The sequence below is a fragment of the Candidatus Tisiphia endosymbiont of Ditula angustiorana genome, assembly GCF_964026425.1.
GTDB lineage: Bacteria > Pseudomonadota > Alphaproteobacteria > Rickettsiales > Rickettsiaceae > Tisiphia.
Genome location: NZ_OZ032143.1, coordinates 2,089,193 through 2,100,766, shown reverse-complemented (window position 1 = coordinate 2,100,766; position 11,574 = coordinate 2,089,193). Strand labels below are relative to the sequence as shown.

The window sequence follows — 11,574 nt, the reverse complement described above, 5'->3', positions numbered from 1 at the left end:
ACATTGTTCAACCCTAAATCCAGATTTTAAAATTTTATGAAAAATTTCAATTCTCCATCTTAAACAATACCATCTTACTTTCTCTATAGCTTCTTCAAAATTATTGATAACTATATTGGTTAGTAACATCCATTCTAATGGTGTTGTTCCACTAGGGGGACGACGCTCAATAACATTGATGGCATATACTGGTAAATTTGGCAATGTTTCTGTTTTATGTCTTACATTGTTTACAGGAGGATTCATTATAAATTTTCCAAATCTAACTTCCAAATGTCTAATCCTATTAGCTTTATTTTCTTGACTAGTATCTTTAACTGCTATTTCTCCAGCACACTGGAAACCCGATACTACCTTCCACAAATATTGTCTATCTTTTTTGGAATATTTTGACTTTTTATTTATTTCTCTATCCTGTGCAGCTCTAACTAAAACTTTAGATTTCTGAGCTTGTGCCAATTCAAAAAAATCATATATATCAGCTTCTCTATCACAAACAGTTATAATTTGGGTATTACTATTATTCGTTGCATTAATAGTGTTCTGTAATGCATTAAGCCACTTCATACTTTCTTTATCTTTAATATGTACCGCATTACCATGACTAGTTTTTTTTAACTGTTGTATTTCTTCAGGCACTGCTGGTCTATTGTGAATCTTTTGATCCAACAACCCAAGTGCTAATCCATTGGTAGCAACCGCAAAGGCAGTATGCATTATCAGACCTTTACATTCAATATTTTTAACATTCTTTCCCTCTTTTCTTGATAACACACCCAATCCAGTAGTTTTTTTATGACTAGTATATGTGATATAACTAGTATCTTGTATAACAAGAACTTTATCATGCTCTTTGATTCTTTCTACTGCTTTAGCAATATGGGCTTCTAATATTTTTGATTCCTTAACATTATCGTTTTTAAAAAAACGATATGCTGCTTTTGTTTCTGCCCAATTTCCACATGCTTGATTAATTGAGCTTTCAGGTATATTTGCAAAATTATCAGCTATCTTTATTAACCTATTTGTCAGCCTTTTATCACCCAAAATAGCTCCACTAAATTCCTCGGTCAAATAATTATTTATTATTTCTTGACTCATACTATACCTCTACAATGTAATATTTTAATTGCAAATCAGTATATTATTTTTACTTCTTTTTCACCATTGTTATTTTGTGGGTAATAGTAAGGTGTCATGGCCACTAATCGGTCTGTATTAATATCTATTGGGAATTTTCTTTCTAATCTTTTTTCTATATTATGTTTTAAGTTAATAGCTTGATATCCAGCATATTTTCTTTTCTTTAAGACCAATAACAGATCTATATCACTCTGATAATACTCCCTTGAGGATAGATCTTGTACCCAATCACCTCTAGCATAGGAGCCAAATAAAATTATCATTGCTATTTTTGATCTTCCAGAAGCTAGAATTTCTTGGACAATAATGTCTAATCTTTCTTTAATAACTAATGAACGTTCAGGTAATGTGGTTTTCATAAGATTATTTTTATTAATCAGTGAAATTATAGATTGCTTCGTCGACCTTATGGTCTCCTCGCAATGACGTTTTATAAATGTATATGTCATTGCGAGCGAACGTATGTGAGCGTGGCAATCCATTTTGCTAAAAACATGATTTTAATCTTTTAAAATCATGTTTTTAGCTTTAGAAAGGTTTAAAATGCACTCGCGTTAGCCGCTTTAAGAATGCATTTTTCCTTATATTAAAGCCAATTCGGGATAAGAATTAACTAATTCTTATCCTTGGGGTTAATCCATCAGATTACTATAACATAAAATAATGCTACCACTAAGAATGCAATCGTTATAATGCAAAATATTTTAAGTAATATAATTAACCCTGTGCGGAGCTTAATACAACTAATATAATCTTCAATTACCACACGCATACCAAGCATTGAATGATAGAAAGCGGTAATAACCAATATTCCTAAAGGGACAATATTGTAAGGTTTTTGTAAAGTACTAACAAAATGAGTAAAACCCTCTCCAGTAGTATATTTAATAAAAAATATTAGCCAAATAGAACAAATTGCCAAAATAATAGCTGTTATTCTTTGATGCAACCAGTGACTCGAACCACTTTTTGCCGAACCAACCCCTTTAGCTTTTGCCAAATCTGTCCTTAGATTATTATTCATATAGAGGCCATAAGTTAAATAAACAACCAAAAAACTAACGTCATCAATATCGAAGCTACTACCACAAACCAACCTGTGAAGTTAATAGCCCTTATTGAAAAGCAATGCCCACTATCCCAAATTAAGTGACGCACCCCATTACATAAATGATAAAACCATGCAAAACTTATGAATATTAGAGGAATTCTAAGTAAATTACATTTAAAGCACTGTAAATATTCAGGATCAAATTTGCTAAAAGCTAATAAAATAAAGCACCACGACAATATTGATAGTCCAAAAAATAAGCCTATCCCCGTCATACGATGCAAAATAGACAAAACGGAGCTTATCTGTTTTTTATATATCGTCAAATGAGGAGAAGTAGGCCTACTATTATAAATTTCCTGCTTTGTTTTTGTCATAAGTTTCTGTCATAAATTATCTATAGATGTAATCTAGATCCTGAAATAAATTCAGGATGAAGCCCCTATAACTCTAAATAGCAACAGTATAAACGCTAGTTAGAAAATACTCAAGTTTTCTTGCAATAATTTGTATTAGACCTATTTGGTTATTGTATAATAACTATTATACAATAATGAAGTTAATTTTATGAAAACGATGAGTATTAGTTTAAACGAGACCTTATATGATAAATTAAAATATATGATTCCTTCTAAAAAAATTAGTAACTTTGTAAGTAATGCTATTGCTAAAGAATTAGAAAAAAAGGAACTGGAACTTACTTTGGCATATAAAGATGCAGAGCAAGATAATGAACGTCAAAATTTGCTAAAAGAGTGGGATGCAATAGATGACATTAATAAAAAATAAAGAAATAATACGAGGCAATATTTATTGGGTAAATCTTGATCCATCAATTGGAACTGAAATTCAAAAAACAAGACCTGCAATAGTTATATACTCAAATGATTTGAAGAATTGGATTTGAAAATGAATGGTGAGCAAGCGGAGCGTACATATAGTACGTGAGCATGCGAATCCATGATATTTTCAAAAAACAATTCTTCAAAGCAGAGGAGTATATCTAATAATATTCAGAATAAAATATCTAGTAGAGTAATAATTATCCCCATTACCTCAAATATTAATAATATTTTTCCTTTTGAAGTAAGAGTTACAGTTAATAACAAAATTGCAAAAGCGTTAACTGATCAAATTAGAACCATAGATAAATCTAGATTGGGAGAGTTTATAGAACAGTTGAATAAAACTGAGATTATTAATATTGAAAAAGCTATTAAAGTTACTTTAAGTTTGACTTAAGTAACCTTGGGCTAAATAAAATAACAATTATCTTTCACACTTAATATCAGGGTAATTTAAAAGTCATAATCATTAGTTGCTATAGATGTAAATTTAACCACCACCGATGTCATCCCTGCTTTGGTGCGGGATCTATATTACTTAATAGTCTTTCAGGCTTATTTTTTTAGATTCCCGCCGTTGCTAAGAATGACATCGAGTGCATATTAAGCACTTTTTCCTTTATCTATTAGGCTTGCAGCCCGACTTTTAAATTACCCTGCTTAATATAGTCAATATTGACTATATCATTTATTTCTCTTTTTCATATTAATCCTTATACTTCATCTCCATAGAGTAAGGCACAACCTTTGAAAATATTTTACCAATTACTGGTATTTTAGTGATAACGTTACTTGCAAAAAAGAAAGAAGGTATTACATTACCTTTAAGCTTCATTTGATGTTTATTAGTATCAATTGTGCCTTGCATTGTAAAATCAAAAAATGGTCCAGTAGCTGATGTATCAGCAATATTTATGGTATTACCTATATAACTAAATCTACCTGTCATGTTCCTAAACATGATATCCTTATTATTTAATATAAAACTCATAAAACCTGGGAAAGAAACAAATGATACCATTCTAGTAAGAAAAGGCACATCGGTAGTAACAAAGTACTTTATATCAAATGTTCCATCTACGATTGGTATCACTTCTCCCTTTTTGGCATCATATCTTTTTGTATCAAGTGTCAGATTTATAATACCAGATTTCATTTTATTATACATACCAATACCTCTAAATAAAGCTCCAGCATTATCACAGGTAACTATCCATTGTTCTAGATCTTTTTTATCTGTAAGTAGCATTTTAAAAGATCTAGTGCCAATTTTTGAATTTAAAGAACCAGAAAAACATTTTATTTTATTACAATCAATTTGTAAATTAAGCTTATCAAGCATTATATTATTTTTTAACTTTACCCTATCTACATCAACTGTTAAATGAATATTTTTTGGATCTCCTTCTTTCTCTAAAAATTGCATCATATTAGATTCAGACAAATCTAGTTGTTTCCCCTGAATTTGAGCATTCAAGCTATCTTTACCTAAAAGCAATTTCCCTACTAGATCAGTCGTATCATACTTCATCACAGGTAAAGTAACATCATACTTATCTTCTGCTACTTTAACCTTACCAACTATTTTTAAGTTATTTTCTCCCGAAAGATCAAAATTAATATCACCCTTTAGATCATCATATAGCTTGCCAGTTAAAGTAAACTTAGCTGCACTACCAAGTTTTTTACGTATAGATATTTTATCAATATAAAATTCTAAGTTTTTGAGGTTAGTATTGGCTTTAATGAAGCTTTTCCCATCTTTTTGCTCTTTATATTCAAAATCTAGGACACTACTACCTGAGATTAACTTTAATATACCAACCTTTTGGTTATTACCCACAATGGTAGTTTTTACTTTTAATAGATTCTGATAATCATCTTGGTTATTATCAGTGACATTAACATCGATAAGTAAATTACTGTCATAGCCATTAATTTTACCTGTACCGATCAAGTTTATCTTATCACCATTAAATGTTCCAGTTATTTTGGCATTTTTTAATATGACATTGTCACTAAATGCTTTGCCATTTACTCCCGTTATTATTGTAGAAATGTCATAAGTATTTTTGATAACTGGGCTAATCGGTATTATTATGGCAATTTTTGAATTAGCGATTCCAGTAATCTTTTTAAGATCGATCCCTTGTTTTTTTACCTTGTTATAATCTTCATTTGACATGAAATCAATTAAATCGTTAACATTCCCCTTAGCATTAGCATTAACAATAAAATTTGATTTATCCATCCCTTGCCAATCAAAAGTTATTACCCCACCCGAAATAAGACTATCACTACTATATGCTTGATTTAATATGAACTTAACAGATAGCCCAGATATAGTAACATCAGTATCAATTTTTCGTAAAGGGGGATAGTCTTTATCATATTGATATTCAAGATCTACAACATGCAGCTTGGCTTTCAATGCGGTTTCTAGGGAGATATTTTTCTCTAAAGAATTTTTATCAAAATTAAAATCAAACTCTCCATTTCTAATATAACCACCTTTCATATATTCCTGTAGAAATAAAATTACTTGGTTATCAGGAATAATTTTCTCAGCAATTTGATAAATCATTATAGGAATATTCTGAGCATTACCACTTGCTTGAATTATGCTACCATCCAATACACTATTGAATAATAGATAGGCTTTATCACCAAACTCTAGTTTGCAATTGATTGATTTCTTAGAAGCTCTAGAAATTTTACTGTCATAGGAACAAAATCCTTCACCATCAGGTAATTTTTCACCATAACTATCAAGCAAAGAAATATTTTTTATAGAACCTAAGTTTAACTGTGTTGCAATCTTATTTTTAAAAAAATCCACAATGGATCTACCAGATATTTTAGCATTTATTACTAGTTGATTATCTTTAGAGATTAAGGAAAAACTATCTATATCAATAGTACTAAGAATTAAAGGCTTGGTTGTTATATCATCAATAATGAAACTGATTTTGAAATTAGTAATTTCACCTTGGGCGTTATTTGCTAAATCCATAAAGATTTTATCGATTGATAGAATATTATTTCTTACTTGTAAGTTACCTATCCGTATTTTCATAGCTTTTTTATCAAGGTAAAATTCTATTACCTTCTTAATTGGCTTATCTAAATATCCTTTACTACTACTTAATATTAATAAACTTAAAATTACTACAACTGGGCAAACTATTACACTTAGGCTAATAAAAAATCTTTTAATGAGCATCATCTTGTTATTTAGTACTTGATCAGTTAATATACCAAGTGTACAAGTTTAAGTAAGTATAATAGTTCTTAAGGGTTGATGTCATTCCCGCGTAGGCGGGAATCCAAAAAATAGCATGATAATGTTGTTAGATATTTTAGATCCCCGCCTTCGCGGGGATAACACCGGGGCTACTTAAGTTAACAAAACTTGCACACTTGGTTTAATATATACTTTGCAGCAATATAGCACAACAAACTTGTTGCACTAAGTATATACTGAAAAAAATTTGAAAATTATTTATGAATATTAGACTTCATTTTATAGGCACTGGTTACGTTGGATTAGTATCTGGCGTAATGATGAGTTACCTAGGACACGATGTTACTTGCTTAGATACCGATATTTCTAAAATCGATCAGCTTAAAAAAAATATTTTACCAATTTATGAACCAAAATTAGCCAAGTACCTACCACCATTAGTGAAGTCTAGTAAGTTGCAGTTTACAGCCAGCTACTCGGCTGAATTAAGAAACTCCCAAGCAGTATTTATTACAGTAGGAACACCACCACTACCTTCAGGGGAGGCAGATTTACAATATATTTTTACTGCTATCGATAATTTATGTGAATGGATCAACGATGATTGTTTGATTGTTATTAAATCAACTGTACCTCCAACAACATGTAACCAAATTATTGATTATTTAAAAAAAAGAAATCTTAAATTTCCTGTTGCCTCAAATCCTGAATTTCTTAGAGAAGGTACTGCTGTAGATGACTTTTTAAACCCTGATAGAATATTAATTGGCACAAATAATAAACACGCAGAAGATTTATTAAAAAAGATCTACCTGCCTTTAACTACAAAGAAGAATATATCTCTTATATGTACTGATTTGGTTACTGCAGAACTTACCAAATATGCCTCAAACGCTTTCTTAGCAACAAAGATTGCTTTTATTAATGAAATGGCAAATTTATGTGAGAGAACTGGGGCAAATATCAAAGAACTCTCGATTGCTCTGGGACTCGACAAGAGAATAGGTAAAGAATCTTTAAATGCTGGACCTGGATTTGGTGGTTCATGTTTTCCTAAGGATCTCTTAGCACTTTCACAAATAGCAGGGCATTATCAATGTAACTTACAAATAGTTAATGCTGTTATAAGTAGTAATGATCAGAGGAGCTATGATATGGCGGATAGGATTCATTATATCATAAATGATAATTTGACTAATAAAAATATTACTGTATTGGGTCTTACTTATAAGGCTGGTACAGATGATATTAGAAGCAGCCCTATTATTAAAATCATCAAAATTCTAGTTGATAAAGGAGGTAATATTAAAGCCTTCGATCCAATAGGTATGGATAATGCTAAAAAAGAGCTAAAAAATATATTTTTTGCCGATTCAGCACTTAGTGCTTGCCAAAATAGTGATATAATTGTAGTGGCAACCGAATGGTCGGAGTTTAAAGATTTAGATTGGTCGCTTATTCGCCGTCAAGTTAAATCTCCTATAATTATTGATTTCAGGCATATTCTTGACGGAGATATGCTCAAATCTCTTGGGTTTAAATATTATCTTATTGGTACGCAATATGAAGTTTGATTTTATTCACTTAAGAGTACAAAGCTCATATTCATTTCTTGAGAGTGCCTTAACAATTGATCGTATAGTAGAGCTGGCACAATTACACAAAATGCCAGCAATTTGTTTAGCAGATAAGGGTAACTTATTTGGCTCACTAGAGTTTGCTTTAAGTAGCTGCAAGGCAGGGGTACAACCTATAAATGGGGCAATTGTAAACGTTGCTTTTACTAAAGATAACTTTTGTGAAATTGTGCTTATTGCTAAGGATGAAATTGGTTATAAAAATCTACTGAAGGCTGTGAGTGATAGTTTTACCAAAAATGATCGTAAAATTTGTAATCATATTACTTTTGATGATTTGGTTAAGTATAATGAAGGGCTTATTATCTTATCCGGTTATACTGATGGAATAATTGGCAAAAGCCTAATTGATGGGAACGAAGAATTAGCCATTTTTTGGGCCACTAAGCTACAAAGCATTTTTGGTGATCGTTTCTATTTTGAGATTATGCGGCATAATTTAGCAATAGAACAATCTATAGAAGAAAATTATATAAAAATAGCCGATAACCTTGGTATTCCACTAATTGCCACCAATAAAGTATTGTTTAGCGATGTTAACATGCATGATGCACATGATGTATTATTATGTATATCTGCTGGTGTTAGTAAAGAAGAGGAGAATCGTAAAAAGGTTAGTACTGGATGTTATTTTAAGTCACCAAAAGAAATGCTAGAACTTTTTAGTGATTTACCTGATGCTGTACAAAATACCGTGCATTTAGCTCAAAGATGCCATTTTATGGCACATGCTAATCTACCAATGTTACCAAATTTCTCTAGTCTAGATATTAATGAAACAGATCTAATTAAGCAAAACTCTACAGCAGGATTACTATCAAGACTTGATACAAAATTTAAATGGGAAAATATTGCCATAGATAAACAGCAAGATATTAAACAACAATATCTAACTCGTCTTAATTACGAACTAGATATTATTTGTCGGATGGATTTTGCTGGCTATTTTCTTATAGTTTCTGACTTCATAAAATGGAGTAAGCAACAAGGTATCATGGTAGGACCTGGTAGGGGCTCTGGGGCGGGATCAATAGTTGCCTGGAGTCTTCTTATCACTGATCTTGATCCTATAAAATTTGGTCTACTATTTGAGCGTTTTTTGAACCCTGAACGTATATCAATGCCAGATTTTGATATTGATTTTTGTCAAGAACGACGAGAAGAAGTTATTAATTATGTACGTTCTAAATACGGGGATAATAAAGTTGGTCAAATCATCACTTTTGGTAAGATGCAGGCAAAAGCTGTTATCAAAGATGTATCACGAGTTCTTGGCTTGCCTTATAAATATGCCGAATATCTAACTGAGCTTGTGCCATTTAATGCTGTTACTCCCGTTACATTAAATCAGGCTATAAAGGAAGTAAAGGAGTTGAACAACGCCGCCCATGGCAGCGGTCTATATAATTTAGATGGTCAAGAGGAGCTAATAAAACAAGTATTGGATACATCCCTAGTACTTGAGGGACTTAACAGGCATGCTTCTACACATGCAGCGGGAATCGTTATAGCTGGCAAAGATTTAGTAGAAATATTACCAGTTTATAAAGACCTAAATTCGGATATGTTGGTAGTACAATATTCCATGAAATATGCTGAGATTGCTGGTTTAATTAAATTTGATTTTTTAGGTCTGCAAACTCTGACTGTTATTACTAAATGTCTAGAATTATTAAAACAGCAAGACATAAATATTGATTTTAGTAATATGCTATTTGATGATCAAAAAACTTATGAACTGCTGTGTAGTGGTAGAGCTACCGGTGTTTTCCAGTTTGAAAGTAGTGGAATGCAGGATACTTTAAGACGTCTTAAACCTGACTCCATCCAAGATATAATAGCGTTAGGAGCATTATATCGCCCTGGTCCTATGGATAATATCCCAACTTATATTGCTTGTAAGCACGGTTTGCAGCTACCAGATTACTTGCATGAGATGCTTAAACCAATTTTAGAAGAGACTTATGGAGTTGTTATATATCAGGAACAGGTCTTAGAAATTGCCAAAGTAATTGCCGGCTATAGCTTAGGTGGAGCAGATTTACTTCGTAAAGCCATGGGCAAAAAAATAAAATCTGAAATGGCAGAGCAAGAAGAAACTTTTATTAAAGGTGCGATAGCTAACAATATTTCACGCCAGCAAGCAGAGTCTATTTTTACAACAGTGGCTAAATTTGCTAGCTATGGTTTTAATAAAGCACACGCATCAGCTTATGGTGTAATATCTTATCAAACCGCTTATCTGAAAGCAAATTTTCCAGCCGAATTTTTGGTAGCTTGCTTAAATCTTGAATTAAATAATCATGATAAAATCAATCTATTCATACAAGAAGCTAGAAATAATAACATTACTATTATCCCTCCTAATATCAATCTTTCTAACGGTTACTTTAGTACTAATCATGAAGAAGGAAAGACATTTATCATCTATGCCCTAGCTGCTATCAAAAGTGTTACAGCTACTTTTGGCAAAATATTAGCAGAAGAAAGAGTTAAAAATGGTAAGTTTAAAAATATTATAGATTTTATTGAGAGACTACCGCTTAAATCTATTAATCGAAAATTATTAGAGAATCTTATTAAAGCCGGGTGTTTTGATACGTTACATTCTAATCGTAATCAGTTACTGTTAAGTATCGCTAAACTTTTAGCTTATGCCTCTTCCTACCATGCAGAAAAAGTTTCTGATCAATTTAGCCTGATTAAGGTAAATTCTACAAATCAGCATGTCTTAGTAGAAGCAGAACCACTTGATAATAATACTGTCTCTTCTTATGAATTTGAAGTATTAGGACTATTCATTACGCTACATCCATTATCAAGATATCAAGATTTGCTAGCTAGGCTTAATATTGCAACATCACTTGACTTACAAAATGATAGTGGTTCTACTTCTAGTAGGCAGATAAGGATAGCTGGGGTAATACAAAAAAAAGATTCACGTATGTCATCTCGTGGAAGGTTTGTAACCTTACAACTATCCGATCAATTTGGTATTTTCGAATTAACTATTTTTAGTGAAGAAATACTTAAAAACTTTGTTCACTTACTTGACATTCAATGTCTGGTTGTGACAAACTGTGATTTGTTTAAGGATGCTGGGGGAACAAGGTTAATCGCTAAAAGCTTCACAACTATTGACGATATAATGAATGAAGAACGACTAGAAATAAAACTCTATCCTCAAAATCATTATGAACTATGTCAAATCGTTGATTTGCTTAAAAACCGTATTAGCCCTGAACGTAGTAATACAAGAATAATTTTACTGCTTAAAGTGAGTATAGATAATAACTTTACTGCTAGAGTCTATTTACCAGAAATTTTATGTCTAGAAACTGAAGATTTTGAATTTCTAAATCGGTTTATGCTAACCTCATTTTGATGTAAGACATCGGTTTAATAGCCTAGGGTGTCATCCACAACTGTCGAAAGTTCGAAGGTAGAGAGGGTTTTAGCATAGTACCCTACATTTTTTATATAACCACTATTAAAATGGCTGCTGATCGTCTATTAGCGAGGAGTCGCTGAAAGCGGCGACGCGGCAATCTAGGATACGCGAAGCGTACTAGAAAAAACAGCTTCGCTGTTTACCTAGATCGCCACGGCATCTAAAGATGCCTCGCGATGACGATTATAGAAAAATGTAGGGTA

Annotated in this window: 9 protein-coding genes and 1 pseudogene; 5 read left to right on the top strand and 5 right to left on the bottom strand. The window is 31.8% G+C overall.

Annotated features, from left to right (window positions below):
• Nucleotides 1–12 precede the first annotated feature (12 nt).
• The 4 genes and pseudogenes from AAGD29_RS10435 to sdhC form a co-directional block, all read right to left on the bottom strand.
• A pseudogene (locus tag AAGD29_RS10435) lies at nucleotides 13–1,101 on the bottom strand (IS4 family transposase); the annotation flags it as partial.
• 35 nt (nucleotides 1,102–1,136) lie between these two features.
• On the bottom strand, nucleotides 1,137–1,502 hold the full coding sequence (locus AAGD29_RS10155) for a nucleotidyltransferase domain-containing protein (protein ID WP_341758039.1): 366 nt from the start codon (nucleotides 1,500–1,502) through the stop codon (nucleotides 1,137–1,139).
• Between the two features lie 281 nt (nucleotides 1,503–1,783).
• On the bottom strand, nucleotides 1,784–2,167 hold the full coding sequence (gene sdhD, locus AAGD29_RS10150) for a succinate dehydrogenase, hydrophobic membrane anchor protein (protein WP_341758038.1): 384 nt from the start codon (nucleotides 2,165–2,167) through the stop codon (nucleotides 1,784–1,786).
• A 14-nt stretch (nucleotides 2,168–2,181) separates the two neighbouring features.
• Entirely contained in the window at nucleotides 2,182–2,571 is a 390-nt protein-coding gene (gene sdhC / locus AAGD29_RS10145; RefSeq protein ID WP_341758037.1) for a succinate dehydrogenase, cytochrome b556 subunit, read from the bottom strand.
• A gap of 190 nt (nucleotides 2,572–2,761) precedes the next feature.
• On the opposite strand from sdhC, the gene AAGD29_RS10140 reads away from it, so the two are divergent.
• Genes AAGD29_RS10140 through AAGD29_RS10135 form a run of 3 tightly spaced genes read left to right on the top strand, consistent with a single transcriptional unit; the run spans nucleotide 2,762 to nucleotide 3,436 of the window.
• Nucleotides 2,762–2,983, top strand: a complete 222-nt coding sequence (locus AAGD29_RS10140) for a hypothetical protein (RefSeq protein WP_341758036.1) — start codon at nucleotides 2,762–2,764, stop codon at nucleotides 2,981–2,983.
• Nucleotides 2,964–3,101: a type II toxin-antitoxin system PemK/MazF family toxin gene (locus AAGD29_RS10430; RefSeq protein WP_410521157.1), complete on the top strand. Its 138-nt coding sequence runs from the start codon at nucleotides 2,964–2,966 to the stop codon at nucleotides 3,099–3,101. The genes AAGD29_RS10140 and AAGD29_RS10430 overlap by 20 nt, the downstream gene beginning before the upstream one ends.
• A gap of 53 nt (nucleotides 3,102–3,154) precedes the next feature.
• Entirely contained in the window at nucleotides 3,155–3,436 is a 282-nt protein-coding gene (locus tag AAGD29_RS10135; protein WP_341758035.1) for a type II toxin-antitoxin system PemK/MazF family toxin, read from the top strand.
• Between the two features lie 309 nt (nucleotides 3,437–3,745).
• Here the strand turns inward: AAGD29_RS10135 and AAGD29_RS10130 are convergent, their stop codons facing one another.
• Nucleotides 3,746–6,262, bottom strand: a complete 2,517-nt coding sequence (locus AAGD29_RS10130) for a DUF3971 domain-containing protein (RefSeq protein ID WP_341758034.1) — start codon at nucleotides 6,260–6,262, stop codon at nucleotides 3,746–3,748.
• 287 nt (nucleotides 6,263–6,549) lie between these two features.
• Between AAGD29_RS10130 and AAGD29_RS10125 the strand changes: the two genes are divergently transcribed.
• Together AAGD29_RS10125 and dnaE are read left to right on the top strand one after the other, a co-directional pair.
• Nucleotides 6,550–7,857, top strand: coding sequence for a UDP-glucose dehydrogenase family protein (locus tag AAGD29_RS10125; RefSeq protein WP_410521215.1), 1,308 nt, complete (start codon nucleotides 6,550–6,552; stop codon nucleotides 7,855–7,857).
• On the top strand, nucleotides 7,847–11,305 hold the full coding sequence (gene dnaE / locus AAGD29_RS10120; protein ID WP_341758032.1) for a DNA polymerase III subunit alpha: 3,459 nt from the start codon (nucleotides 7,847–7,849) through the stop codon (nucleotides 11,303–11,305). The genes AAGD29_RS10125 and dnaE overlap by 11 nt, the downstream gene beginning before the upstream one ends.
• The last annotated feature ends 269 nt before the right edge of the window (nucleotides 11,306–11,574 follow it).

Coding starts and splice junctions, on each gene's coding strand:
- sdhD (WP_341758038.1), bottom strand. CDS start 2,167: ATGAATAATAATCTAAGGACAGATTTGGCAAAAGCTAAAGGGGTTGGT.
- dnaE (WP_341758032.1), top strand. CDS start 7,847: ATGAAGTTTGATTTTATTCACTTAAGAGTACAAAGCTCATATTCATTT.
- AAGD29_RS10130 (WP_341758034.1), bottom strand. CDS start 6,262: ATGCTCATTAAAAGATTTTTTATTAGCCTAAGTGTAATAGTTTGCCCA.
- AAGD29_RS10155 (WP_341758039.1), bottom strand. CDS start 1,502: ATGAAAACCACATTACCTGAACGTTCATTAGTTATTAAAGAAAGATTA.
- AAGD29_RS10430 (WP_410521157.1), top strand. CDS start 2,964: ATGACATTAATAAAAAATAAAGAAATAATACGAGGCAATATTTATTGG.
- AAGD29_RS10140 (WP_341758036.1), top strand. CDS start 2,762: ATGAAAACGATGAGTATTAGTTTAAACGAGACCTTATATGATAAATTA.
- AAGD29_RS10135 (WP_341758035.1), top strand. CDS start 3,155: ATGATATTTTCAAAAAACAATTCTTCAAAGCAGAGGAGTATATCTAAT.
- sdhC (WP_341758037.1), bottom strand. CDS start 2,571: ATGACAAAAACAAAGCAGGAAATTTATAATAGTAGGCCTACTTCTCCT.